The organism is Marinobacter persicus (assembly GCF_900114155.1).
GTDB lineage: Bacteria > Pseudomonadota > Gammaproteobacteria > Pseudomonadales > Oleiphilaceae > Marinobacter > Marinobacter persicus.
Genome location: NZ_FOSC01000001.1, coordinates 377,168 through 402,228 on the forward strand (window position 1 = coordinate 377,168; position 25,061 = coordinate 402,228).

The window sequence follows — 25,061 nt, forward strand, 5'->3', positions numbered from 1 at the left end:
TGTTATGAGTGAGGTAACCGAATATATTATCGCCGGCCTGCTGCTTCTTGGTGGCGCCTTTTCGCTGATCGGCGCCCTGGGGCTGGCGCGCCTGCCGGATTTCTTCACCCGTCTGCATGGCCCGACCAAGGCCACCACCCTGGGTGTGGGCGCGATCATGCTCAGTTCGGTGATTTATTTTTCCAACAGCGGGGAAGGTCTGGGCGTCGCGGAAATCCTGATTACCGTGTTCCTGTTTCTGACTGCGCCGGTCAGTGCCAATATGCTGGCCAAGGCGGCCATGCACATTGGCGTTTCACCCATGGATGGCACTCGCGGCAACCCGTGGGATCAATAAACACCGGTTAAACGCCCGAGAAGGTAAACTCCACCCCGGGCCGCCGCCCCTCGACAATGTCCGCCAGCGCCGCGGCCGAACCACAGGAATGGGTCCACCCCAGGGTGCCGTGGCCGGTATTCAGGTACAGATTGGTGAAGTGGCTTTTGCCGATATAGGGCACATTGGAGGGAGTGGTCGGGCGCAGCCCGGTCCAGAACTCGGCCTGATCCCAGTAACCGGCCTCCGGCATCATCTCTGCCGCCCGGCGGACGATCGCCCGACACCGGGTTTCATTCAGGGTGCGGGTATAGCCGTTCAACTCAGCAGTGCCCGCCACCCGCATGCGATCGCCCAGCCGTGAATACACCAGTTTGTATTCGTCGTCGGTCAGGCTCACGTTGAAGGCGGCCTCGGGATTCTTCACCGGTACGGTGATGGAGTAGCCCTTGGCCGGATAAATGTTCAGGAACATGCCCAGCTTGCGGGCCAGCACGGCACTGAAACTGCCCAGACTGAGCACATAGCTGTCTGAACGCAGGGTCTGGTGCCTGCCTTCCTGCAATACACGCACACCCAGAATCCGGTCACCGGCTCTCTCGAAATCCAGCACTTCAGTGCCGTAGATAAACTCAACACCCGCCTGCTGACAACGTTCAGCCAGCGCCTGGGTGAATTTCCGGGCATCTCCGCTTTCGTCGTCGGCGGTGTAGGTGGCGCCCACAATGCGGTCGCGAGCCGGTGCCAGGGCCGGCTCCAGTTCCACGGCGCGGTCCGCATCAATGACCTGCCGGTCGCAACCAAGATCACGCATGATGCGCGCGGGTTCCTGGGCCCCGTCAAACTCCGCTTCGTTGGTGTAGAAGTGCAGGATGCCTTTTTCCAGGTGGTCGTATTCAATACCGGTTTCCGCCCGCAGCGCCTGCAGTTGGCAACGACTGTAGGTGCCCAGGTTGACCATCTGGCGAATGTTATGGGCAGCCTTCGCCGAGGTGCATTGAGTCAGGAAGGACAATCCCCACCGCCACTGATAGAGGTCCGCTTTCGGGCGGTAGAGCAGCGGGGCGTCCGGCTTGAACAGCCACTTCAGGATTTTCGCCGGGGCGGAGGGGTTGGCCCAGGGCTCGGCGTGGGACACGGAAATCTGCCCGCCGTTGGCGTAACTGGTTTCCAGGGCCGAGTGGTTCTGGCGGTCCACCACGGTTACCTCATGCCCCTGTTTTTGCAGATACCAGGCCGTGGTTATACCCACAACCCCTGCACCCATTACCAGTATCCGCATGCTTGCCTCGCTCGTTGTTATCGGTTGAGTTGATCAGCCGCCAGCCCGTTTGACCGTCCAGCCCTTTTGCTCCAGCAGGGGCACCAGAATGTCCCTCTGGTCGCCCTGGATCTCCACTACGCCGTCTTTGACGGTGCCGCCGGTGCCGCACTTGCCCTTCAATACCTTGGCGTAGGCTTTCAGTTCCTTTTCCGCCAGCGGGATACCGGTAATCAGGGTCACGCCCTTGCCTTTGCGCCCCTTGGTTTCCCGGCTGACCCGGACAATGCCATCACCTTTCGGTGCGGTATCCTGCCCACAGGTGCAATCATCCACCGGATTCCGGCATTCCGGGCACATGCGCCCCTGTTCCGTGGAAAACACCAGCCCGCCTTTTTTCTTCATTGCCACGATTGCGCTCCGTATTGCCTTAATTCATGCCCGGAGGGTATTGGGAAAACATGTCCGCGACAACCTCATCAATCACCTTACGACGGGTGTCCGGCGACTGGTTTTCCGTCAGGTAGCGGCGTGCCGCGGCCTGCCAGACCACTTCACCGGTTTGCCGGTCGGCGAAGCGCAACACCAGCTTGCCCTCGGTGATCTCCCGCACCGGCGGCGGCGCGGCAATGCCCCAGCCGAAGTTGCCGTGGCCGAAACCCAATCCCAGTCCGACACCGGTCTGCTCCAGACGATCCTCCTCCACAATACGCCAGTCCACCAGCAGGTCGGCTTCTTGTTCGGGCACCTCCGCCATGGCCTTCAGCCGGAATTCCCGACGTACCGCATTACGCACGCGACGGTCGTCCAGGGAGGTGAATTCGCTTTCGTCGTCTGTCGGGGCGAAAGCCCAGGTCTGGTAGTTACTGAAGACCACTGCCGAATTGTAATCAGTCACACTGCTGGCCGCACAGCCGGTCAGCACCGCGGCGGCTAATATCAGAAGCAAAATACGCATGGCTCTTCTCCTGCCAATGGCACCAGTGTTCCGGAACCGGTCCCGGTAACACGCTGTTGAAACAATGCCGTACCGACAGTATACGTTCTGGCAACAGCGCCGGCTTGTGTACCGGGTCAGTTTTCGAGACGGTAATCCAGTTTGCGGGCTTCGCAGAAGGCGATAAATTCGTCGGTTGATGTTTCCGGCAACAAGACTGTTGCCTGCACGCCTGAACCATAACCAATGTGTTCCACCACACCCTGGTTTTGCTCGCACCAGTGGCGCAGCGGCTGCTCATCGGCAAAATCCAGACTGACCTGTACCTGAGAGAGACTCTGCTGGACCTCCCGCTCCACTTCCGATAACACACTTTCTGCCGCGCCGGCGTAGGCACGAACCAGGCCGCCGGCACCAAGTTTGATGCCGCCAAAATAGCGGATCACGATCACCAGCACATCCCCCATGTCCTTGTGCTGGATCACGTTCAGAATAGGCTTGCCGGCGGTACCGGAAGGCTCTCCGTCATCGTTCATGGCCGCCTCGGCGGCGGACCCCGGCCGGCCTATCTGGTACCCCCAGCAAACATGCCGGGCATCCGGAAAGTCCCGGTGCGCCCGGGCCACATACTCACGCACCTCGTCGCGGCTGCTGACGGGGTAAACCCTGGCAATGAACCGGCTTTTCTTTATTTCCGTTTCCCGCTCAAGAAACCCGGCGGGGATGGGGTAATCATTACTCATACAGGTTAACCATTAATAAAGACCGGCAATGAAATCGAGACCTGCAGGCCCCCTTCCACACGATTGCTGGCTTCAATGTGACCATCGTGGGCGTTGATGATGTCCCGACTGATCGCCAGGCCCAGACCCCAGCCCTTGCCACCGCGTGACTGGTCGGCGCGGAAAAACGGCTCAAACAACTGGCCAAGCAGTTCATCCGACACGCCCGGGCCTTCATCGGCGACGGTCAGTCGGATTTGTTCATCGCCTCGCTGCACATCAATATGTACCGACTTGCCCGGCGGCGTGTGGTCGAGGGCGTTCTGCAGCACGTTGTCGAAGGCCCGCTGCAACAATCCGGCATCACCCAGCACGACGGCGGTTTTGCTGTCTTCCGAGGCGGTCAGTTTGCAGTCCACGCCCCGATGTTCGGCATAATCCGCGCCATCTCGCAACACCCGGTTCATCAGCATCAGCGGTTTGACCGGCTCGCGCTCAATGTCCCCGCCGCGTTCGGACACCCGGTAAAGCGCAAGGATCTGGCCGGTCATGGCTTCCAGGCGTTCATTCTGGCTCAGGATACTGGCCATCAGTTCGGGGTCGGCACCACCATCGCTGGCCAGCTCGATCGCCACTCGCTGGCGCGCCAGCGGCGTGCGCAAATCATGGGAGATGTCCCGCAACAGATGATTTTGCCGGTCCAGCAACTGGCACAGGCGGTCAGTCATGGCGTTAAACGCCGTTGCCAGCTGCCCCACCTCGTCGCGGCGTTTGGCGATGCGCTCCGGCACCCGCAGTTGGGTATCGCCTCCGGCAATGCTGCGAGCGGTCGTTTCCATGTGCCGGAGCGGCCGGGAAACCATGCGGGCAATCCACCAGCAGGCCAGGGAGATCAGCACGAACGCAAGCGCCATTTCCACAAAGCGGAACAGCCTTGGATCAAGCCAGCCTTCCCCGCCCATGCGCGGCCAGGCGACCAACTGGTAGTTATCGTCCAGCTCGATCAACGCGGGCTTGTGGGAGTACCAGCCCGACGATTTCAGGCGTTCCCGAATACCCCTGGGCAAGCGATGGTGACCCTGCTCTTTTTCGATCAGCATCAGGTGCAGGTCCAGCCGTTCACCCTCACCACGTAAATGCCGCCAGGCCGCACCCCGGCTTTCCCGCTGGCGAATATCCAGCGCTTCAGCACCGATTTCCTGCAGGCCCACCTGCCGCTCGATGGACTGGCGTTCGCGGTCCAGCAAATACCGGGTGGCCAGGTTGCTGGCTATCACGGTTACCGCCATGGCCAGCCAGATGGACAGGAAGATGCGCCAGAACAGCGGTAGCATGAATCGTTTCATTCCTCGGGCACTCTTGAATCAACAAACCAAAAATTTAAACCGGTATACGGTAGCTGTATCCCAATCCCCGCACGGTTTCGATGCGGGGAGGATCGTCGTTGCCCAGCTTTTTGCGCAGATTGCTGATGTGCATGTCCAGCGTACGGTCGTAGGCTTCCAGCCGGCGCCCCAGCGCCCACTGCATGAGGTCGGACTTGCGCACCACGCTCCCGGCCCGGGCCAGCAACACCTGCAGAACTTCGTATTCGGTGGCGGTCAGCTCCAGTGGCGTGCCGTTCTGGTATACCCGCCGCTGGGCCGGCTCCACCCGCAAGTCGCCATATACCCGGGGATCGTCCACCTTCGTTTTCCGGTCCCAGGCAATACGCCGCAACAGGGCCTGCAGGCGAGCCACCAGTTCCCGGGGGTTGCAGGGTTTCGGAATATAGTCGTCCGCCCCCACCTCAAAACCGACGATGCGATCGGTTTCATCGCCCCGGGCGGTCAGCAGGATCACCGGCAGATGGGTTTTGCCCCGCAATTCGCGCAGCACATCCAGGCCATTAATGTCTGGCAGCATGATGTCCAGCACCACGATGTCGCAATCCTGCCCGAGCGCCAGTGCCAGGCCATCCTGCCCGTTGGCCGCTTGCCGTACCGAGAAGCCCTGGCCGTCCAGATAACGGGCCAGCAGTTGCCTGAGTTCGTCATCATCTTCAACCAGCAATACCCGATTATGCATGCGTTTCTCCCTGCTCAATCCGGGGCCAGTCTATCATGTATGGAAGAAAGGCCTGTCTGGGCGGTTTTTCTTTACCGAACCTTTACACCAGGCTGACACTGACTGACCCGGTTCCGGCGTACCATGGCAACCATCGATAGACAAAACCAGTGAGGTACGAACCATGAAACGCAATGCATCTGTAATAACCGCCGGCCTTTTGACTGCGGCACTGATGGCCGCCAGCCCGTTTGCTCTGGCCGATCATCATGGCAAGAACAAGCAGGGTGGCAAGTGGGACAAACAGGAAATGTGTGAAAATTTCCGTGAGGGTAAAGGCCCGTTTAATCGCGAGGAGCGCCGGGAGGCGATGGAAGAACGCCGCGCCGAGATGGCCGACCGCCTGAAGCTGACGGACGAGCAGCGTGAAATCTGGGCGCAGATGCACGCGGAGCAGCGGGAAAAGTACCAGCAGCGCATGCAACAGTGGCAGGAAAAAATGGAACAGCGCTGCGGTGAAAACAGTGACCGGGGCAACAACCGGAAGTGATCAACCCGCGGGTTCTGTCGTAAGGTAGGGCAACCCTTTACCGAGTCGTCGCCCGATATGACAGTACCCGCATCAACTGGAATCACCCTGGAAACCTGCAGCCGCATTGCCGATATCCCGGAGCCGGTGTGGCGGAGGCTGGCCGGCAGGGGCAACCCGTTCCTCCGATATGAGTTCTTTCAGGCGCTGGAGGAATCCGGCTGCATCAACACGGCAACCGGCTGGACGCCCAGCTACCTGGTGTTTCGCGTGGCGGGCGATATCCGTGGCGTGGCACCGGCTTTTCTGAAAAGCCATTCCCGGGGCGAATACGTGTTTGACTGGAGCTGGGCGGACGCCTACGAACGTTACGGCCTGCCCTACTACCCGAAGCTTTTGCTGGCCATTCCCTTTACCCCATCCCGGGGACCTCGTTTGTTGCTGGACCCTGAACTAAGAGCCCGGCTCACGCCGGACATCCTGCACAATTTGCTGGATGAGACCACCCGGCAGACGGGTGCTCATTCCTGGCATCTGTTGTTTCCCGACGCGGAAGATCAACAGCTACTGGCCCATGATCAGGAACTACACCGAATAGGTTGCCAGTTTCACTGGCATGACCATGGCTACCGGAATTTCAATGATTTTCTCGCGGCGCTGACCTCCCGCAAGCGCAAGTCGATCCGAAAGGAGCGTCGGCAGGTGGCCGAACAGGGCATCACCTTTCGCCGATTTCACGGCCTCGATATCCCGGATCATGTGCTTTCGGCTTTTTATGTGTTTTATCAGGCGACTTATTTCAAGCGCGGCCAGCGGCCATATCTGAACAGGGCATTCTTTGAACTTTTGAGGGAGCGGTTGCCGGAGCACTTGCATGTGGTTATGGCGGTGCACGAGGGTGAGATGATTGCCGGTGCGCTGTTTCTGGCGGGTGAGACGACGCTGTACGGGCGCTATTGGGGCTGCCTGGAGGAGTACAGTCATCTGCATTTCGAGACCTGTTATTACCAGGGTATCGAGCTGGCTCTGGAGCTGGGGTTGCAGCATTTTGATGCCGGGGCTCAGGGGGAGCATAAGCTGGTGCGGGGGTTTGAGCCGGTGATTACGCATTCCTGGCATGGGGTGCAGCATCCGGGGTTTCGGGAGGCTATTGCTGATTTTACGGTTGAAGAGGCGGAGCATGTGCGGGCTTATTTTGAGGAGGCCAAAACGCTCTTACCTTTCCGACGTGAGGGATAGTTTCCTTATAACAACAAGACGGCCAGTGTTTGGGGGTGTCTCCCAAAAACCGCTACGAGCACATCCTTGTGCGCTTATTTCAGGCCATCCATGGCCTTCAAAATTTTTGGGAGACACCCCCAAACACTGACCTGATTTGTGCCAAGCCTTTAGGCTCACCGTTCCCTGGTATGCATCACAATGCCTATGCTCAGCAATGAGATTACCAACGAACACGACTGAAAACGCGAACTATCCTCACAGCTTGGCAAACTCCAGATACCGGCTGGCCGCCTGCTTCTTCTCGTCCTGGCTGTTGAGCATTTCCAACCGTAGCCGGTCAATCAGGTTCATGTAGTCATCCAGCGGGGACTTTTTCTCGCCATTCGGCTTTCCGGCTTCCAGAAATTCTTTCTGCTGCTGGCGAATGTCTTCGAGTTTTTCCAGCGCTTTTTCGATGGCGGCGATCCGGGCATCGGTTCGGCCGTTGCCATCGGAGTTGCCATTGCTCTGACGACCGGCACCGGTCACTCCCAGTGAGGTTTCCACCGGCGGAACGGTTTCAGTGTTCTGCTCTGCCAGGTCCAGTTCTTCAAGGGTGCGCACTTCGCCGTCGGTGGTCAGGTAGATGCCGGACGCTTTAATCTGGCCAAGCGGCACGCCCTGTGGGTTGGTGAGGGTGAAGCGGTCCTGGGCGCTGTCGACATACAGCGCCTGCACACCGACGTCTTTCAGGGAGCGCAGTTCTTCGTCGCCTTCGGCGGTTTGTACCCAGACCTGGAGTTGGGAGAAGATGTCGTCGTTGGCATCGATCCAGCGGTTGCCGTCGTCGTCGAATGCGGCCAGTTCGCTGAAACCGGAGCCGCTTTTCGGGCCGAACAGTTCGCTGCCGTTGTCCACTTTGCCGTTGCCGTTTCGGTCAAACACCAGGTATCCGCTGCCGCTGCCCAGGCTGGCGAATTCTCCGGTTTTGCCATCGCCGTTCATATCGAACTCAAACAGGCTGTCGGTGAGCTGTGCGGTGGTTGAGCCGAAGTTGATCACCAGGGGATCGGTCATGGGCCGTTCCTGGATTTGCACCAGTTCGGAATACTCGTAGCTGCGCGACTGGGATTGGCGCAGCGACAGGGTGAAGTCGATGCTTTCGCCGTTTTCCAGGGTAATGCTGCCACTGGATGCAAAGCTGCGGGTTTCGCTTTCGGAGTAGAACAGGTATTGCCCCGCCTGAACGCTGACGCTGGCCTGGGGTTCTGCGACGGTATCGCCGCCCAGCGCAGCTCGGCTGACGGTCAGGGCCTGCTGGCCGAGCAGGAACAGCTCGGAGGACTGTTCGACGAATTCGGCGCTGGTGTAGCTGGCGGTGCGGTCGTTGCACTGCACCTGGCTGGAGCTGCTGAAGGCAAGCTGTTCCTGGCTGCTGTAGTGGTAAGCCGCCTGGCGGAACAGGGAGCGCTGGCTGGCACCGGTTTGCGCTTCTTGCGAGGCCGGGGCCTGTTGGCGGATGCGCAACTGGCTGGCGTCCATCGCCGATACCTGGCGGGTGCTGTTCTGGGTGAAGGAAATCTGGCTGGAAGCAATCATGGCGCTGGGACCTCAACTCATTTGCGAGCTTATCGGCCTCACCCCGGATTACTTGAGCAATTTGTGATCAAATCAATTCAAGGGCTTAGAGGAAGTAGCGCACCGCCGCAGCCGCAATCAAACCGGCACTGATCGCCGGCAGTGGCTTGCGCAACGCCAGCATGGTCAGGCCGGTAGCCACCAGTGCGGCCAGGGCACCCAGATCGCCTTCTACCGCCATGGGCACGATGATGGCGATCAGCACGGAGCTGGCCATGGTGTTGATGAAGCTTTCCACCCGGGGACTGATGGGCACGAAGGACATCAGGAACACGCCGCCGAAGCGGGTGACCAGAGTCACCAGTGCCATGATGGCGATCAGGCCAAGGATACCGGCGGAGGTGGTTTCAATGGCCATCGGCGGTATCCTCCTGTTTTTCACCGGCGGTCTTGCCAGGGGATTCCAGCCAGAAGAAACCGATAGCACCGCCGGCCAGCGCCCCGACAACCACGTGCATGTTCGGCGGCAACCACTTCCAGGCGGCCAGTGACGCGCTGCCGGCGACCAGCCAGGCCACCAGTACCCGAGGGGATTTCTTGCCGCCCAGGGCCATGGCCAGCAGGAAACAGCCCAGCACCATGTCCAGCCCGAAGGCTTTCGGGTTCTGCATCAGCCCGCCGAAATACACACCCAGCGCGGTACCAATCATCCACGCCAGCCAGATCACCAGACCACCGCCGATGATCACTTCCAGGTTCCGCTTACCGCTCTGGTATTCCTGCGCCGCCACCGCCCAGTTGGCATCGGTCAATACCAGCAGCAATCCGTAACGTTTGCCGGGGGACACATCCCGGAGCATGGGGTACAACGAGGCGCCCATCAGCAAATGGCGGGAGTTAATCGCGAACACCACGGCGATCATGGGTAACACGGAGATTTCCGGCCCCCACATATCCAGTACCGCAAACTGTGAAGCTCCGGCGAAAACCGTGCTGCTCATCAGCAACGATTGCAGAGGAGAAAGCCCGGTCTGCGCAGCCGCCAGGCCGAAGGCAGCACCAAACGCCATGACGAAAAACGAAATGGGGAGCAAACGAAAAAATTCCGCGCGCACCCTGTGCGGCTGGAACTGATATGGATAGTGGGCTAATGGCATCGGGTAAAGCTAGGCGCCCTGCCTCCAAATACGAATAGGCAATAACCCCTACAGGCACGCCACCGTGGTTTTAAGGGTTTCACCAATACGCGCGTTGAGTTTCAAATCGACCAGCTTTTCGGCCCGGGTACGCCCGAGGTTCAGGGTGGCAATCGGCTTTTGCCAGTCGTGAGCATAGCGACAGAAACGGAGGCCGGAATACACCATCAGGGAGGAGCCAATCACCAACAGGCCGTCACTGTGCCTGAGGGTATCCAGGGCGGAATAAACCCGTTCTTTGGGGACAAAATCCCCGAAAAACACCACATCCGGCTTCAGGATACCGGCACACTTAGGGCAGTCGGCTGGCCGGAAGTCGGAAAAATCCACATCCAGATCGGCATCACCATCCGGCGCGGTTTCCGCCGTGTAATGTTCAAAGCCGGGATTGAGCTGGGCGCAGCGATCGTGCACCTGATCACGCGGGCAGCGATACCCGCAGCTCATGCACACCACCTCATCGGCCCGGCCATGCAGATCGGTGACGGCGTGTGTGCCGGCTTTCTGGTGCAGGCGGTCCACGTTCTGGGTGACCACCAGCGCACTGTGATTCAACAGCTCCAGATCCGAGATGTAGTGGTGAGCCGGATTCGGCGTGGCGGTCCGCATCACCGGCCAGCCAATCAGGCTTCGGCCCCAATAGCGCTGGCGGGTCTGGAAGCTTTCCATGAAATCGTTGTGCTGCACCGGCTGCTTGCGCTTCCAGGCGCCATCACCATCACGGTAATCGGGAATGCCGGAATCGGTGCTCACACCCGCACCGGTGAGAACCATCAGGCGCGGGTAGCGATGGATAAACTCCGCCAGCCGCTCGCCCGCCTGCTCTGGCTCGAGCAGGACCGGCGGCCGCTCCGGCTCGGGCAGTCGCTGGCTGGCACTGAACGGACGGCTTCGGTGGGCAACTGAAGGCATACGAGCTCCGGCTTATCAGCCCGGTTTCCGGGCCACGTACACGGTGTTGAACGATTCCCGATTCTGGAACGGATTGAAGAAGGATACGACATGGCAGTCAACATCGATGAACACATCCCGAAGTTCAGCCATGAATTCATCATCTTCACCCTCGTTGGACCACATGGCAAACACGCCACGGGGTTTGAGCTGCCGGGCCATTAGGGCCAGATTTTCAGCTGTGTAGAAACTGGCGTTGGAGTCGTGCAGCAGAGCCCGGGGCGAATGGTCTATATCGAGCAGGATGGCGTCGAAACGTTTACCGGGCGCGTCGGGGTCAAAACCGCCAGCGGCGGGATCGGCCACGGCCATGTCGAAAAAGCTGCCGTGCACGTAGCGGCTGCGGAGATCGTTATTCAGTTCCTGGCCGAGAGGTACAAACTCACGCTCGTGCCAGCTGATCACCGGCTTCAGGTATTCGACGACCAGCAGTTCGGCCACCCGCTCATGCTTCAGGGCTGCCACGGCGGTGTAGCCCAGGCCCAGGCCGCCCACCACCACGCTCAGGTTGTCGCCTTCGGTGGCTTGCAGGCCAATGTCGGAGAGGGCAATTTCCGCGTCCACAAACATGCTGGACATGAGAAACTCTTCGCCGAGTTTCACCTCAAAGATGTCCCGGGCGCCGAGAGCCGGGATTTTGCGGCGGCGGAGGGTAATCTCGCCGATTTCGGAGGGCTGGCTGTCAATTTGTTCGAAGAGTAGTCCCATTTGAGGCTCACTGTTCAGTTACATTCAAAAGGAGATAGAGAACTTTGGTGATATGGAGTCATTGGGGATGGGTTTCCAAAAAGCGCTCCTGGCGGCCCATCCTTGGGTCGCTTATGCTCCGGCATCCATGCCTCCGCAAATTTTTGGAAACCCATCCCCAATGACTCCGACCGGCTACTCCCCTGCTCTCCCGGAGTTAGCAGCCTCGAAGCACGAATGAAGTATCGCCTTCATTTTGTCGGCGCCCAGCTCATCCATCAATTCAATATTCCGCTGCGGAATCCCCTCCACATCCGGATAGCTCTCAATAGCCCTTTCCAGGCTGGCTTCCCGCAGCAAATGCAACATCGGGTACGGCGACCGGTTGGTGTAATTCTCCGCCGCATCCGGATCGGTATCGGCAAACTGGTAGTCCGGGTGGAAACTGGCAATCTGGAAAACACCCTCCAGCTCCAGATACGCCAGCAAGCCGTCGGTCACGTCCAGAAATTCATTGTAGGCCGAAAAGTCCTGCAGCACCTGCGGGTGCACCAGCAACGTGGTCTCAATCTCCGGCTCATCGTTCAAACGCTGCAGCTCTTCATGCACCGCCTGAACCAACTCATCTTCGGTTTCGGCGCTTGACACCACAAACCGCACCCGGTCACGAACCAACTCCCGTTTGGCGAACGGGCACAGGTTGTAGCCAACTACTACGTCTTCGACCCACTTACGGGTTGCGTTCACAATCTGAGATTCACTCACAATAGGTGCCTTTTGTTTTTCCTGAGTACCACTCTGAAGTCAGAGCGTGGGTGTGGGTGGGGTCTTCCAAAAATTTGCGGAGCCATGGATGGCGGAGCATAAGCGCCACAGGGATGTGCCGCAGGAGCGCTTTTTGGAAGACCCCACCCACACCCACGCCAGCACCCAAGTCATTATCAGTTCGAGCTCAAGGTTAAAAATACCCCTGACTCCGAAGATAATCATCATAAGACCCACTGAAGTCCGTAATCCCATCAGACTTCAACTCAATAATCCGCGTCGCCAAAGAAGACACAAACTCCCGGTCGTGACTGACAAAAATCAGCGTCCCCGGATAATTCTCCAGCGCCAGGTTCAGCGCCTCGATGGACTCCATATCCAGGTGGTTCGTCGGCTCGTCCATCAGCATCACGTTGGGCTTCTGCAGAATCAGCTTACCAAACAGCATGCGCCCCTGCTCGCCCCCGGAAATCACCTTCACCGATTTGCCGATGTCATCACCCGAGAACAACATCCGCCCCAGCGTGCCACGCACCAGCTGCTCACCACCGGTGGTCCACTGCGACATCCAGTCGGTCAGGGTCTCGTCGGCGGCGAAATCCGCCGTGTGGTCCTGGGCAAAGTAGCCAACGCGGGCGCTGTCGGTCCACTTCACCTCGCCGCTGTCAGGCTCGTAGGCACCGGCCAGGCACTGCAGCAAGGTGGTTTTGCCAATGCCGTTCGGGCCGATGATCGCCACCCGCTCGCCGGCTTCAATCTGCAGGTCCAGGTTGTCGAACAGCGGCTCCCCGTCAAAGCCCTTGGTCAACCCTTTCAGCGTCACCGCCTGGCGATGCAGCTTCTTTTCCTGCTCAAAGCGAATGAAGGGGCTGACCCGGCTCGAAGGCTTTACCTCCTCCAGCTGGATCTTGTCGATCTGGCGGGCACGGGACGTGGCCTGCTTGGCTTTTGACGCATTCGCCGAGAAACGGCTGACGAACTGCTGCAGCTCGGCAATCTGAGCCTTCTTCTTGGCGTTGTCTGCCATCATGCGCTCACGGGCCTGGGTGGCAGCGGTCATGTACTCGTCGTAGTTGCCGGGGAACAGGCGCAATTCACCGTAATCAAGGTCCGCCATGTGCGTGCATACGCTGTTCAGGAAATGACGGTCGTGGGAGATGATGATCATGGTGCTGTTCCGGGCCACCAGAATGCTTTCCAGCCAGCGGATGGTGTTGATGTCCAGATGGTTGGTGGGCTCATCCAGCAGCAGTACGTCCGGGTCGGAAAACAACGCCTGGGCCAGCAGCACACGCAGCTTCCAGCCCGGCGCCAGGGCGCTCATGGGGCCATTGTGTTCTTCCAGCGGGATTTCCAGGCCCAGCAGCAACTCGCCGGCCCGGGAATCGGCGGTATAACCGTCCATTTCGGCGAACTGCACTTCCAGGTCCGCCACGGCCATGCCGTCTTCCTCGCTCATTTCCGCCAGCGAGTAGATCCGGTCCCGCTCCTGTTTTACCTGCCAGAGCTCTTCATGGCCCATGATTACCGTGTCCAGCACGGTGCAGTCTTCGTAGGCAAACTGGTCCTGGCGTAATTTGCCCAGACGGGTATTGGGTTCGAGCATGACCTGCCCTGCCGAAGGCTCCAGGTCACCCCCAAGGATTTTCATCAGGGTGGATTTTCCGCAACCGTTGGCCCCGATCAGGCCGTAGCGGTTGCCATTGCCAAACTTGGCGGAAACGTTTTCAAACAGGGGCGCGGCCCCGAACTGCATAGTGATATTGGCGGTGGAAATCAAGAAAGGAACCTGTCTGCGTGAGGCCGGCCGGTCGCCGGCAAAAAGAAAGGCGGCATTGTACAGATTTGTCAATGCGACTGTGAGACGGCAGAAACACGGATAAAAGCACTTGCCTCCCGGTCGATGTCAGGGCAGCATTCCGTTCTCGTATTTCGACTCACTCAAAACAGGACCAACAACTATGACACTAGCAAGTGCACGTCACATTCTGGTTGACACCGAAACCAAATGCGTGGAGTTGAAACAAGCCATCGAAGGCGGCCAAAGCTTTGCCGAAGTCGCCCGGCAGCACTCTTCGTGCCCGTCCGGCATGAGAGGCGGAGACCTGGGCTCCTTTGGCCGGGGCCAGATGGTACCGGAATTTGACGAAGCCGTGTTCAACAGTGACCTGAACACCGTGATCGGGCCGGTCAAAACCCAGTTCGGTTATCATCTGCTGGAAGTGACCGCCCGCGACTGATTCTGCGGCCTGGCCTTCAGGAGTCGATAGTCCAGGGATTTTGGGTAATCGGCTCCGCCCCACTCTCCGTGACCACAATGGTCTCGCTGCATCCGATACCCCACTGACCCGGCACCCGCAGACAGATCGGCAGGTGGAATACCATGCCCGCCCTGAACTCGGTATCGCCACCCCGGGCGATAAACCCGGAACCTTCCACCCAGGACGGCGGAAACTGGGCGCCCACGGTGTACCCGAAGACCCCCGAGAAAAACACCCGATCGGCCACAGGCTGCATAGCCCCTTCCGCCGCACGGGCGGCATCGTCAAACGAAGCTCCCGGGCGAACGGAGGCGAGCAACGCATCCACCACACTCCGGCAGCCATCGTGCACCCGACGCATCTCATCCGTCGGCTGTCCACCGGCAACCACGGTTTGCATCATGGGAGCCGTGTACCGATACCAGGCCGAACCGAATTCAAGGAAGACGGGATCACCTTTCCCGATGCGGGTACGCCGGTGGTTGCAATGGATGAAGCTGCTGCGCATGCCGGTGGTGACGATCGGCTGCATGCTCATGAACTCACTGCCAGCCTCAAGCAGGGCTCGCGCACCTTCCGCGGCTATGTCGTTATCGGTCACGCCCGGCTCGATCACCGCCCGGGCGGCCTTCAGGCCAGCCGCCGTAATGCGGGCGCTTTCCCGAAGGTAGTCCAGTTCCGCCGGGGATTTAACAATACGAATGCGTTTGAGCAGGCCGTTGGCGGGGACAAAATGCACCGAAGGCAAGCGTTTTCTCAGGCCATCCAGCACGCCGGTGCGTAAAGACCCGTGCCAGGCGTCGACCGCAACCGTTTCCGTGCCCGTGGCCAGCGCCTCCACCAGTGGGTCCAGCACATCCTCGACGCCTTCCCAGCGATAGCCGCTGATCTGCCCGACCCGGGTGGTGGTCAACGCGGGCCCCATCTCGATGGAGGGCACTTGCAGCAACAGGTTGTCCGGGGTCACCACCAGGGCCACATGCACAGACACTTCAAACGTGCCGTAGCCGGTCAGGTAGAAAATGTCCGACGGGTCGGTGACCAGTAAGGCATCAACCCCCTCGACGTCCATGCGCTGCCGTACCCGGTTCAGGCGCTGACGGTACTCGGCTTCAGGAAACGGACATTCCACGCCCCGGAACCGGGGCGACAGGGCACTTCGGTACGCATTGAAATCCATGGCAGCTCTCCTGGGCAAGACACAAGCGGCCCGGCGACCACTCCGCCGGCTTGATGCCGTCTCTATCACTTCAAGGAGACTGGACCGAAAATCCCGTTTGTACAAATTTCCGGCGCTGGCACCCTGTTAAAGGGTGCCACTGATTTCAATGGCAGACTCCAGCGCCTGCAGCCGCTCCACCAGAAACTCCATCACCAGCCGCACTCTCGCCATTTGCTGGGTGTCCTGGTTGACGTGTAACCACAAATCCACGCTCTCCCCTTCCAGCGGATCAGACAACCGGCGCAGCTCTTTGGCGGGCTCCCCCAGGTAACAGGGCAACACGGCAAGACCGGCACCCGCCCTGGCCAGGGCATGCATGGATTGCAGGCTGTTGCAGCGAATGGCCGAGGTCACGTTTTTCAGGTGCTTGCGGTACCAGCGCCCGGTCGCCAGGTGACTGAAGGTTTCGTCCGGCACAATCCAGGTGCAGCCTTCGGGATGGTTCTCCACATCCATATTACGGTTACGCCGACAGTACTTGGCCGCGCCGTAAACCGCCGATTCTATGGCGGCAATACGCTCGCCCTCCAGCGTGGCCTGGGGCTTGTTCTCGGGCCGTAGCGTCAAATCCGCTTCCCGGTGGCTCAGGTTGGCCACGTCGTTATCCGTCAACACCTCCAGTTCAATGTCCGGATACTCACGCACCAGTTCCGTCAGAATCGGGCTGAGTAGCTCGTTCAGCATGGCGTCTTCGGCGGCAATACGAACCTTGCCCACCGGCGCGCCGTCCTGGCCAACCAGCTTGCGCTCCAGGTTGTCCATATCGGTGGCCAGACGCTCGGCCTCCCGGAACGCCATTTCTCCCACCGGAGTCAGCTGTAACCCGTTCTGATTTCGTTCAAAAAACTGCACACCCAACTGCTCTTCCATCTGGTCGAGCCGTCGCAACACCGTGGTTTGGTGCACACCCAGTATTTCACCGGCTTTGGCAAGCGTTCCGCCTATTGCCAGAGCCCTTATATATCGAAGATAATCCCAGTCCATAATCACTGCATATTTGCAACGAGGGTACGGATTTTAACGTATTCAAGCTGCAAAAAAGAATCCTTAGAATAGTGTGTAAATTAAGGGTAGATGACTAATTAATCCACCAGATGAAGGAGGAAGGCGCTATGACTCAGAAGCATATCGCAACCGTAAACCCGCTGCCGTCCACCATCCTCCACAACAGTGTTGAGGTCAGGCGCCAGTATACCCGTGCTGCTGCAAAGCAGGCGGTGCAGTTTATCAGTCGCAAGGTAAGAATTTTCAACCGCAGAGCGGCCGAAGTGGCTCACGATATGCCACAAATGCAGGGCGGGGTTTAAACACCCCCTCAGCTCCACCCCTCCTGTCCCAGGAGGGGTACGAATCTCACGTCACAGTATTCCTTCCGGTCAAACCGTTGGTCGGAACGCCGTGTTATGCACAACAGGCGCTGCAAACCATGTTCCTGCCCGACAGGAATCACCAGCCGACCACCCACGCTCAGTTGCTCTTTCAAAGCATCCGGTACCGCCGGTGCGCCTGCGGCAACACAAATGCCGTCAAACGGTGCCGCTTCCGGCCACCCCAGTGAACCATCGCCACAACGCACACGCACCTGGGAGAACCCCGCATCGCGCAGGTTGTTCTCGGCCTGGCGGGCCAGCTCGGGAATTTTTTCCATGGAAAAGACTTCCAGCGCCATGCAGGCCAGCACCGCTGCCGCGTAGCCGGAACCGGTACCAATATCCAGCACCCGTTCACGTCCTTTGAGCTCCAGTGCCTCGGCCATCAGGGCAACGATGTAAGGTTGTGAAATGGTCTGTCCCTGCCCGATCGGCAGTGGATGGTCGTCGTACGCTTCATGGCGCAGGTGTTCGGGCACAAACAATTCCCGGGGCACGCGGCCCATGGCGCGAAGCACTCGCTGGTCGGTAATGCCCCGCCTGACCAGTTGGTCTTGCACCATCAGGTTTCGCAGCGCCCCATAATCCCGTGATGGTTCCCGCATGACAGACCTCCGCGGTTACAAACCATTACAAAACACTCTTTCTGTACGATGGCACTCTTTGTGAATTCTGTCTATTTTTCGATCACCCCGCCAATCAGATCAGACTGCTCACCAGCCCGATACTGCTGACCACCAACAGCACACTTCCCAAAACCCGGAAAAACAGGCTGGTTTCCGCCCGCAACATCCGCTCGTGCACATAAAGACCAATCACATGCCCGACAGCGGCGGCCGGCAACAGCCACAGGTGATGAACCAACTGCAGATCCACGCCCACCCAGACAAACGCACCCAGCTTGATCAACACCAGAATAAACCAGAGTACAAACAGCGAATCACGCAGTTTCTCTTTAGGCAGGTGCTGGGCAGCCACAGCGATAATCAACGGTGCGCCGATCAGGGACGTGCCACTGATATAACCGCCGAGCATCAGGAACAGAATATCAATGGCCTTGCTGCCACTGCGAAACGGCCGATTGATGATGTAGGAGACCGAATAAAGCGCCACAATGACAAAAATAATGGCACTAAGTATCTGATTAGGCAGGGTGAAAAGACCGATCACGCCCACCATTTTCGGCACGATCAGAATGGCCATCAGACGCCCGATATAGTGCCAGTCCACGGTTCCTTCACGCGGGCCATGGTCCGGGGCGGCTGCCTTCCGGTTGTTCATCCACACGGTCAGCGAAGAGAAAATCAACAGGTGCACAGCAATGATCGGCAAAAACACCAGCGGCTCATCCAGCACCAACAACAGAAAGGGCAGCGACAACACGGCGCCACCAAAGCCAAGCCCGGAACGGACAAAACCGCTCCACACAAAAATCAGTGCAATGAGGATATACTGGACAACGGACAGATCGGCCATAACATACCGGGTCTTCTGGAAAAGCTGCACACAATACCATAATGGAGGAGGTCACCGCCGGCATGCCCAACAAGATCGACATTCACTATTGCACCGGTTGCCGCTGGCTGCTGCGCTCGGCGTGGATGGCGCAGGAACTGCTGACCACCTTCGAAGGCGACATTAACGAACTCAGCCTGCACCCCGGCACCGGCGGCATTTTCGAAATTTACGTGAACGGCGAGCGCATCTGGTCACGTAAGGACGATGGCGGTTTTCCCGAGATCAAGCAGCTGAAACAGCTGGTACGCGACCAGATTGATCCGCAGCGCTCACTGGGCCATTCGGATACAGACTCAAGGACATCCCGATGACACTCGCCACCTGGATGACCATCGTCACTATTTGCATTCTCGGCGCGCTATCGCCGGGCCCCTCCCTGGCTCTGGTCATGAAACAGACACTGGCAGGCGGCCGCCGTAACGGAGTGGTAACAGCCCTGGCACATGGTCTGGGTGTGGGCATTTATGCGTTTCTCAGCATCCTGGGCCTGGCCGCCATTATTACCGCCTCACCCACCGCCTTTGCCATTTTGCAGTGGGGTGGTGCCGGATATCTGGCCTGGCTGGGCGTAAAGGGGTTGCTGGCAAAAACCGGCAGCAACAATGAACTGACTGAAGCGCCCTCCAGTAAAAGTGCAGCGCGGGATGGCTTCCTGATCGCCTTCCTGAACCCGAAAATCGCCGTGTTCTTCCTGGCCCTGTTCAGCCAGGTGGTTGGCACCGACACCAGCCTGCTGGCCAAATTCGGTTATGCAGCCACCGCACTGGTTATCGATACCGGCTGGTACCTGATGGTGGCCTGGCTGTTCTCCAACCCTCGCTGGCTGGATGCCCTCAAGCAACGTGCGGTGTGGTTCGAACGGGTATTCGGCGCGGTACTGGTGGGCCTGGCCGGCCGACTGGTGGTGGGAATTATGAACGGGCGGTAGAGCCACCGCCCGGGAAAATGCCCGTGCTCCCACGGTGAACTCGTCGCTGGCCTTTTTGTCCAGCGACTCAAACAGGTCGGCGGCGGCCCGCAGGCCGGCAATGCCCCAGAAGTCATCCCAGTAATAATAATCGTTGGGCCCCAGGTGCTCAGCGCTGAAGCCGGCGGGTAAAAGGCCCGCGTGGGGCTGTTCCAGATGGTCGCTGAGCCGCTTTTTCAGAATCCAGCGCGCCCCTTTCGCCACCGGCTCATGCCAGCTGTCGGGCAACGGAGTACCAGTCAGCTCATGATAGCGTTTGAGTATCCACAACACCTCGCCATTGGCATCCCACTCCCCCTCCTGGGAGCGGAAATAGCCGTTTTTCAATTGCCGGTCAGGAAATTGCGCCAGTGCCCGTTCCGCTCTGTCGGTCATACCGGCACATAAAAGCGCATGGATAATGAAGGCGGCATCCCGGAACCAGAAGCGCTTATAGGTATACGGCCCCGGGTAAACATCTTCCGGTGAGTGCAGCACCAGGGACCGAATGGCCGAATCGTAAAGAAACTGCCAGTGGTCATCCGGGCACTCGAGCCGTGCATGGCCCTGCAAGGCCTTCTGCCAGCCATCGGAAGGAAGCTTCTCAGCCCCCTCATGGGATAGCGGCACGGTAACCGTAAGCTCCGATACCTCGTTGGCCCTGAGCGGGAACAACGCGGCGGCCGTTACCATTCCGACATCACACCGGCCCTCGGCCTGATCGTCCTTGTCCTGCAAGTGAATGCGCACATCGCCCTCGTGATAATCCGAAACATGGTGATGTTCCGCCGGCCGGCTGAAGGTTACCGCAGGCCTGCCATCAACCACCCAGTGATCCCGGCCCGTGCTCAGCGTCACCCGGTTGATGAAACTGATGCCTTCGGGATTGGCGGGGCGAAGCGACAACACCAGCGAACCGGCAACCTCAGAACGGGCCTGCAGCACCATCTGGCAGAAGGGTTTGCCATTTTCCACCACAACCCGGGCACGACTGGTGAGCGAGAGACCATCCGTGGCGGATTCGGTCACAACGCAGACACCTTCATCGTCCAGCTCATACTTCTGCCGGCTTGAGCGACAACGCGAGGGCAGCAGGCAACGACCATCGTCCGCCAGCACCCAGCCATCCAGGGACCAGCCATCGTACCAGGGCGTCAGCAGGCCCCGGGGGTCCACAATCGGAAGCTCGTCCAGATCCGGCTGGCCAATAGCGGTCCAGTTGCGGTTACTCAGGTTGATGTGGGTAATCGAGAAAGCCCTGGGAATGAAAGCCGGGTCACCGGGATCGAACTGACGCTCGACCCAGTAGGGCCAGACCCAATCCAGATTATGCTGAATGACCCGGCTGTTGATCAGGCCCCGGGCATGAAAGACCACACCGGCCCGCAACAGCTCAATCGGCTCGCCGACTTCAGACGGCTGGGCAAAACTGTGCAGCTTGCCCAACAGGGCAATCGGGTCCAGAAAGCCATGTCGCTTCGCCGCACGCTTGACCAGGTAACGCCAGGGGAGCCAGTTCATCCAATTCATTGGTTCGCTTCCTCTTCGGTTGGTTCGGTCTCCACCTTGTAACGGGCCAACGCCCGACGTGCCAGGCGGTTGAGAAACACCACCGCCAACACGGTGCCGACGAATCCTGCGCCATAAATGGCCCATTCCAGGGGTGTTCGTCCGGTCTCGCGAACACCAAGCGTAGAGAGATCAGCGGCCAGGGAACCGAGGTAAACGTTGTGCAGGGAAAAGGGAATAACACCAATGAAAGTGCCCACGACAAAGCCGCGAAACGAAAAACTGGTGAGACCGAACAAGAAATTCGATAATTTGCCAGGAAAAAACGGGATCAACCGAGTCAGGAGCACAATCTTCCAGCCATGCGGCGCCATCTCGTTGCTCACCACCGACAGCCGCGCACGGCCCCGGATATAGACACTGGCATGATCCCCGAGAACATGCCGGGCAACCAGAAACGCAATCGCCGAACCAATGGTGGTGCCCACCACCACATACACCGTGCCTTCGAGAACGCCGAACACGAACCCGGCCCCGGTGGTCAGCAGCACGCCCGGCAACAGCAACACCATCGCCAGCGCCATGACACCGATGAACAAAGCCGCCGCCCACAGGCCCTGAGTGTCGAACCAGCGCAACAACTCCACCACCTGCTGGTGCACACCAAAGGCGTACAACAGCCCCACAATCAGCCCGACACCCGCGATACTGCCGCCCATCCAGAGGATGGGAGACTTCTTCCAGCGATTCATAGTCCCACCCTAACGAGTGAACGCCTGATGGCTCAAAAAACCAAGGATCATCCTTGAAGTCTGGCTCAATTGACGGACAAAGCTTCACGTTTCGCCGTATCATTCATCCCGTTGAAGTACCCTACGGTCAACCCACGACATAGTTCAGATCCGCCATGAAGCTCTCACGTATCCTCAGCAATCAGAACGGTATCAGCCGCAAACAGGCGAACGCCCTGATTGCCGGAGGCCGGGTGAAGATCAATGGCCAACCCTGCCGGGCCCCGGCAGCGGATGTGGACCGGTTTTCAACGGTCATGGTCGACCAAGACGTTGTCCAGGCCGGCGAGGCAGAGCACTATCTGATGCTGAACAAGCCCGCCGGCTACCTGAGCGCAACAGTGGACGCCCAGCACCCGACCGTGCTTGAGCTGATCGCCCCGGAGTTACGCCACCACCTGCATATTGCCGGTCGCCTGGACCGAAGCAGTACCGGCCTGCTCATCCTCACCAATAACGGACTCTGGTCCCGGAAACTCACGGAGCCTGCGATCAAAATCCCCAAGGTGTACCGGGTACTCACCGCAAAGCCACTCAGCCCGGAAACCGAAACACGGTTTGCCAATGGCATATGGTTCGAATTCGAGGGCCTGACAACATCTCCGGCACAACTTGAGCGCCTGGGGGAGCGGGAAGCACGGGTCACCATCTACGAAGGCCGGTACCACCAGATCAAGCGGATGTTTCACGCCGTGGGAAACCGGGTCAAAGCCCTGCACAGGGAACGGATGGGGGAAATTGAGCTGGATAATGACTTGTCTTCAGGCAGCTACCGAAGTCTTACCGCAGGGGAGATCCGGTCCATTGAATAGAGCCTGCGGCACCCACCGCAGGCTGACTGAAAAACCGCGCGTGGCTACAGCTCCAGGTGCCGGGTGATCGATACAGCGTCCTGGCTCACAAGATCCTTGTCGATGGATTTGAGAACCGTCGCCATGCACTCCTTACCAAGATGATGCCGCAACACCCCCAGGAACTTTGGTGGTGCCACCAGCACCAGGTTATCAAACCGGCCCTCGTGGTGGGCTTTTTTCAGGTACTCCCCCAGTTCACGGGCGAAGCGGGCATTTTCCGGGTCTTCGTCCGTTTCACGATCGTAGGTCTGGTAACCGCCCGCCCCGCTGTGATTGCTGCCCGGCCGGTCGGTATAGATATCCGAATCCCTCTGCCGGCCCTCCTTGTGGGGATGATCCAGAATTTCCTCGATGCTTCTGACGGGGGTTTTTGCCTTGAAAAACCGGGCCATGGCGCTATCCGCCACCAGAATATAGAGCTTCTTTGGAGCTAGGGGATTCTCGTCGCGCCTCGTCATTATCTGCCCTCCATGTTTTTGCAGGCTGTAATGAAACGATAGCACCACTGCGGGGGGCGTCAAAAACAAAGCTCAAACGCCCCTTTACGCATACGCGGACGGGATTATTCGCCGGACAGCAGCGATTGCAGCTTTTGCGTCAATTCAACGGCCTCGCACCCCAGCGGGGTCAGATAGCCGCCGTCTTTCTGACTGATCAGCCCCTTGCTGAACAGGGCCTGTGCGGCCTGAACGGTTTCCGGGGCGGCGGAGTGCTCATGAACCTTGATACCCTCCTGAGTGGAGGTGGATGGGAACTGCGACAACAAATTGAGTTCTGCAAGGTGATTTGGCGAGAACGGCATGGCACACTCCTGAGTGCTAGATATGGAACCTCAGAGCATAACCACAAACCGGAAGCCCTGACCAGCAATGAAGCGTACTGTTTACACTGTTTTCAGCCCTGTTTTGATCCTGATGGCCTTTGGCGCGGCCCACCTCGCCCATGCCGATGGCATCAAACGCATTGAGCATTCCGACGGAACGGTTGAATTCACCAACGTGGGTAACAGCAAACAGGCCCGCCCCTCGACCCGGAACGAGACCGTGTATCGCTACACCGACGAGCAAGGGGTAGTCTCCTACAGCAACCAGAAACCCGAAACCCGGGATTTCGACGTCATACGCTTTCATTGCTACGCCTGTGACCCGGACTCCACGGTGGACTGGCACAACACACCGCTTTATACCAGCAGCTACCGGAACGAAATCACCACCGCCGCCCGGGAATACGGTGTCGACCCCGCACTGGTGCGTGCAGTGATCCACGCCGAATCCGCCTTCGACCCGGACGCCCTCTCCCCGGTCGGCGCCCAGGGCCTGATGCAACTGATGCCCGGCACCGCCAAAGAACTGGGGGTAAGCCGCCCGTTTGAAGCCCGGGAAAACATCCGTGGCGGCGCCAACTATCTATCGCAGATGCTTGACCGCTTTGGCGGCGACATTCGCCTGGCCACCGCTGCCTACAACGCCGGCCCGGGTGCTGTCAGCCGCTACAAGGGCGTACCGCCCTACGCGGAAACCAAAGCCTATGTGAACCGCGTGGGCATCCTGCACGAACGTTACGCCGCCAACTGATGGGCACCGTCATCAACCGCCCTGCGATCAAGGGCGACATCGTGCACGTGGCCCGGGACAAACTGGGCAATATCCTGGTTATTGACGATCGTAAACACCGGATACTCAGCTTTGATTCCGTGTTCGAACAGAGCAAAATCCTGCGCTCGGCACCGCACCTGCCGGTACACGAATACAACCGCGCCATGCTGCTGCCCATTGCCTGGCAAGAGCCTGAGCGGGTCACCGTATTGGGGCTGGGCGGCGGCGCACTGGCGCATGGGCTTCACCAACTGCTGCCGGAAAGCCGGATAGACGTGTTTGAACTACGGCAAAAAGTGGTGGAAATCGCCCATGAATGGTTTTCACTGCCACACTCCGAGCGCCTGAAAGTCACCACCGCCGACGCCCGCCTGGCCGTGGATAACCTGCCCGAAGGCGGCACCGACCTGATCCTGACCGATCTCTACAGCGCCGACCGCATGAGCCCCGCCCAGGCCCAGCGCCAGTTCATCAAAGCCTGCAGCCGGGCACTTTCAAAAACCGGCTGGCTGGCGCTGAACTACCACCGCATGCCAGAAACCGACGGCACCCTGTTCCGGGAACTCCGGCGCCAGTTCCCGGTGCTGCTGGTTTTCAAAAGCAAAACCAACAACTGGGTTATTTTCGGGTGCAAAACCGTATTTGATCCCTGGACCCTGCCCGCAAGCCGGGGCAAGGAACTGGAAAAACGCTTACCGGTGGGATGGCCAAAGCTGCTGAAGAAAGTATCCATGCTGGCGCGGGCAGGAGAATAGACAAGTGAGCAAGTCAGCTGTCAGGCCTTTCCAAAAATTTTGAGGGCCAAGG

Annotated in this window: 30 protein-coding genes; 10 read left to right on the top strand and 20 right to left on the bottom strand. The window is 59.1% G+C overall.

The window, feature by feature from the left end; translation table 11 throughout:
• Window positions 1-4: 4 nt before the first annotated feature.
• A complete protein-coding gene (locus tag BMZ63_RS01745) occupies window positions 5-337 on the top strand; it encodes a Na+/H+ antiporter subunit G (protein WP_091700788.1) in 333 nt (110 codons plus the stop codon).
• 7 nt (window positions 338-344) lie between these two features.
• On the opposite strand, the gene BMZ63_RS01750 is transcribed toward BMZ63_RS01745, so the two are convergent.
• From BMZ63_RS01750 to BMZ63_RS01775, 6 genes are all read right to left on the bottom strand, one after another.
• Complete coding sequence (locus BMZ63_RS01750) at window positions 345-1,598, bottom strand: D-amino acid dehydrogenase (RefSeq protein WP_091700791.1); 1,254 nt, start codon at window positions 1,596-1,598, stop codon at window positions 345-347.
• A 33-nt stretch (window positions 1,599-1,631) separates the two neighbouring features.
• Window positions 1,632-2,003, bottom strand: a complete 372-nt coding sequence (locus tag BMZ63_RS01755) for a translation initiation factor Sui1 (protein ID WP_373296720.1) — start codon at window positions 2,001-2,003, stop codon at window positions 1,632-1,634.
• 4 nt (window positions 2,004-2,007) lie between these two features.
• Window positions 2,008-2,535: a DUF4136 domain-containing protein gene (locus BMZ63_RS01760; protein WP_091700797.1), complete on the bottom strand. Its 528-nt coding sequence runs from the start codon at window positions 2,533-2,535 to the stop codon at window positions 2,008-2,010.
• A 116-nt stretch (window positions 2,536-2,651) separates the two neighbouring features.
• Window positions 2,652-3,257, bottom strand: a complete 606-nt coding sequence (locus BMZ63_RS01765; protein WP_091700799.1) for a YigZ family protein — start codon at window positions 3,255-3,257, stop codon at window positions 2,652-2,654.
• Between the two features lie 5 nt (window positions 3,258-3,262).
• Window positions 3,263-4,582: a sensor histidine kinase gene (locus BMZ63_RS01770; protein ID WP_091700802.1), complete on the bottom strand. Its 1,320-nt coding sequence runs from the start codon at window positions 4,580-4,582 to the stop codon at window positions 3,263-3,265.
• Window positions 4,583-4,616: 34 nt separating this feature from the next.
• On the bottom strand, window positions 4,617-5,303 hold the full coding sequence (locus BMZ63_RS01775; RefSeq protein ID WP_091700805.1) for a response regulator transcription factor: 687 nt from the start codon (window positions 5,301-5,303) through the stop codon (window positions 4,617-4,619).
• A gap of 163 nt (window positions 5,304-5,466) precedes the next feature.
• Here BMZ63_RS01775 and BMZ63_RS01780 point away from each other — a divergent pair, with 163 nt between their 5' ends.
• Both BMZ63_RS01780 and BMZ63_RS01785 read left to right on the top strand, forming a co-directional pair.
• Entirely contained in the window at window positions 5,467-5,832 is a 366-nt protein-coding gene (locus tag BMZ63_RS01780; protein WP_091700808.1) for a hypothetical protein, read from the top strand.
• A gap of 57 nt (window positions 5,833-5,889) precedes the next feature.
• The gene (locus tag BMZ63_RS01785) at window positions 5,890-7,050 is read left to right on the top strand and encodes a GNAT family N-acetyltransferase (RefSeq protein ID WP_091700810.1); all 1,161 of its coding nucleotides are present in this window, start codon (window positions 5,890-5,892) and stop codon (window positions 7,048-7,050) included.
• Between the two features lie 237 nt (window positions 7,051-7,287).
• On the opposite strand, the gene BMZ63_RS01790 is transcribed toward BMZ63_RS01785, so the two are convergent.
• The 7 genes from BMZ63_RS01790 to BMZ63_RS01820 all read right to left on the bottom strand — a co-directional run bounded on the left by BMZ63_RS01790 (window position 7,288) and on the right by BMZ63_RS01820 (window position 13,968).
• Window positions 7,288-8,610, bottom strand: a complete 1,323-nt coding sequence (locus BMZ63_RS01790; protein WP_091700813.1) for a hypothetical protein — start codon at window positions 8,608-8,610, stop codon at window positions 7,288-7,290.
• A gap of 85 nt (window positions 8,611-8,695) precedes the next feature.
• Window positions 8,696-9,007 carry an AzlD family protein gene (locus tag BMZ63_RS01795; protein WP_091700815.1) on the bottom strand — a complete coding sequence of 104 codons (312 nt, stop codon included), beginning with the start codon at window positions 9,005-9,007 and terminating at the stop codon, window positions 8,696-8,698.
• Window positions 8,997-9,746: an AzlC family ABC transporter permease gene (locus tag BMZ63_RS01800; RefSeq protein ID WP_091700818.1), complete on the bottom strand. Its 750-nt coding sequence runs from the start codon at window positions 9,744-9,746 to the stop codon at window positions 8,997-8,999. Before BMZ63_RS01800 ends, BMZ63_RS01795 begins: the two co-directional genes overlap by 11 nt.
• A gap of 48 nt (window positions 9,747-9,794) precedes the next feature.
• Window positions 9,795-10,697, bottom strand: coding sequence for an NAD-dependent protein deacetylase (locus tag BMZ63_RS01805; protein WP_091700820.1), 903 nt, complete (start codon window positions 10,695-10,697; stop codon window positions 9,795-9,797).
• 15 nt (window positions 10,698-10,712) lie between these two features.
• Window positions 10,713-11,444: a polyamine aminopropyltransferase gene (locus BMZ63_RS01810; RefSeq protein ID WP_091700822.1), complete on the bottom strand. Its 732-nt coding sequence runs from the start codon at window positions 11,442-11,444 to the stop codon at window positions 10,713-10,715.
• 174 nt (window positions 11,445-11,618) lie between these two features.
• Window positions 11,619-12,188: a DUF1415 domain-containing protein gene (locus tag BMZ63_RS01815; protein ID WP_091700825.1), complete on the bottom strand. Its 570-nt coding sequence runs from the start codon at window positions 12,186-12,188 to the stop codon at window positions 11,619-11,621.
• 193 nt (window positions 12,189-12,381) lie between these two features.
• Window positions 12,382-13,968 carry an ABC-F family ATPase gene (locus tag BMZ63_RS01820; protein WP_091700828.1) on the bottom strand — a complete coding sequence of 529 codons (1,587 nt, stop codon included), beginning with the start codon at window positions 13,966-13,968 and terminating at the stop codon, window positions 12,382-12,384.
• A 181-nt stretch (window positions 13,969-14,149) separates the two neighbouring features.
• On the opposite strand from BMZ63_RS01820, the gene BMZ63_RS01825 reads away from it, so the two are divergent.
• On the top strand, window positions 14,150-14,428 hold the full coding sequence (locus BMZ63_RS01825) for a peptidylprolyl isomerase (protein ID WP_091700830.1): 279 nt from the start codon (window positions 14,150-14,152) through the stop codon (window positions 14,426-14,428).
• Between the two features lie 16 nt (window positions 14,429-14,444).
• Here the strand turns inward: BMZ63_RS01825 and BMZ63_RS01830 are convergent, their stop codons facing one another.
• Entirely contained in the window at window positions 14,445-15,629 is a 1,185-nt protein-coding gene (locus BMZ63_RS01830) for a M24 family metallopeptidase (protein WP_091700833.1), read from the bottom strand.
• A gap of 126 nt (window positions 15,630-15,755) precedes the next feature.
• Window positions 15,756-16,655 carry a LysR family transcriptional regulator gene (locus BMZ63_RS01835; RefSeq protein WP_091700835.1) on the bottom strand — a complete coding sequence of 300 codons (900 nt, stop codon included), beginning with the start codon at window positions 16,653-16,655 and terminating at the stop codon, window positions 15,756-15,758.
• Window positions 16,656-16,783: 128 nt separating this feature from the next.
• Between BMZ63_RS01835 and BMZ63_RS01840 the strand changes: the two genes are divergently transcribed.
• Complete coding sequence (locus tag BMZ63_RS01840) at window positions 16,784-16,978, top strand: hypothetical protein (protein WP_091700838.1); 195 nt, start codon at window positions 16,784-16,786, stop codon at window positions 16,976-16,978.
• A gap of 8 nt (window positions 16,979-16,986) precedes the next feature.
• Here the strand turns inward: BMZ63_RS01840 and BMZ63_RS01845 are convergent, their stop codons facing one another.
• A complete protein-coding gene (locus tag BMZ63_RS01845) occupies window positions 16,987-17,646 on the bottom strand; it encodes a protein-L-isoaspartate(D-aspartate) O-methyltransferase (RefSeq protein ID WP_177187007.1) in 660 nt (219 codons plus the stop codon).
• A gap of 94 nt (window positions 17,647-17,740) precedes the next feature.
• Window positions 17,741-18,517, bottom strand: coding sequence for a TSUP family transporter (locus tag BMZ63_RS01850; protein ID WP_091700840.1), 777 nt, complete (start codon window positions 18,515-18,517; stop codon window positions 17,741-17,743).
• Window positions 18,518-18,579: 62 nt separating this feature from the next.
• Here BMZ63_RS01850 and BMZ63_RS01855 point away from each other — a divergent pair, with 62 nt between their 5' ends.
• Window positions 18,580-18,870 (top strand): Rdx family protein, encoded by a 291-nt coding sequence (locus BMZ63_RS01855; protein ID WP_091700964.1) that lies wholly within the window; start codon window positions 18,580-18,582, stop codon window positions 18,868-18,870.
• Between the two features lie 77 nt (window positions 18,871-18,947).
• Window positions 18,948-19,487 (top strand): LysE family translocator, encoded by a 540-nt coding sequence (locus tag BMZ63_RS01860; protein WP_244888366.1) that lies wholly within the window; start codon window positions 18,948-18,950, stop codon window positions 19,485-19,487.
• 1,544 nt (window positions 19,488-21,031) lie between these two features.
• Here the strand turns inward: BMZ63_RS01860 and BMZ63_RS01870 are convergent.
• Window positions 21,032-21,766 (bottom strand): TVP38/TMEM64 family protein, encoded by a 735-nt coding sequence (locus BMZ63_RS01870; protein ID WP_091700843.1) that lies wholly within the window; start codon window positions 21,764-21,766, stop codon window positions 21,032-21,034.
• A 155-nt stretch (window positions 21,767-21,921) separates the two neighbouring features.
• Here BMZ63_RS01870 and BMZ63_RS01875 point away from each other — a divergent pair, with 155 nt between their 5' ends.
• Complete coding sequence (locus BMZ63_RS01875; protein WP_091700845.1) at window positions 21,922-22,617, top strand: pseudouridine synthase; 696 nt, start codon at window positions 21,922-21,924, stop codon at window positions 22,615-22,617.
• A gap of 44 nt (window positions 22,618-22,661) precedes the next feature.
• On the opposite strand, the gene BMZ63_RS01880 is transcribed toward BMZ63_RS01875, so the two are convergent.
• The gene (locus BMZ63_RS01880) at window positions 22,662-23,117 is read right to left on the bottom strand and encodes a host attachment protein (RefSeq protein WP_091700848.1); all 456 of its coding nucleotides are present in this window, start codon (window positions 23,115-23,117) and stop codon (window positions 22,662-22,664) included.
• 104 nt (window positions 23,118-23,221) lie between these two features.
• Complete coding sequence (locus BMZ63_RS01885; protein WP_091700851.1) at window positions 23,222-23,461, bottom strand: TIGR02647 family protein; 240 nt, start codon at window positions 23,459-23,461, stop codon at window positions 23,222-23,224.
• Window positions 23,462-23,528: 67 nt separating this feature from the next.
• On the opposite strand from BMZ63_RS01885, the gene BMZ63_RS01890 reads away from it, so the two are divergent.
• On the top strand, window positions 23,529-24,233 hold the full coding sequence (locus BMZ63_RS01890) for a transglycosylase SLT domain-containing protein (protein ID WP_218141209.1): 705 nt from the start codon (window positions 23,529-23,531) through the stop codon (window positions 24,231-24,233).
• Complete coding sequence (locus tag BMZ63_RS01895; protein WP_091700853.1) at window positions 24,233-25,009, top strand: spermidine synthase; 777 nt, start codon at window positions 24,233-24,235, stop codon at window positions 25,007-25,009. The genes BMZ63_RS01890 and BMZ63_RS01895 overlap by 1 nt, the downstream gene beginning before the upstream one ends.
• Window positions 25,010-25,061: the final 52 nt, after the last annotated feature.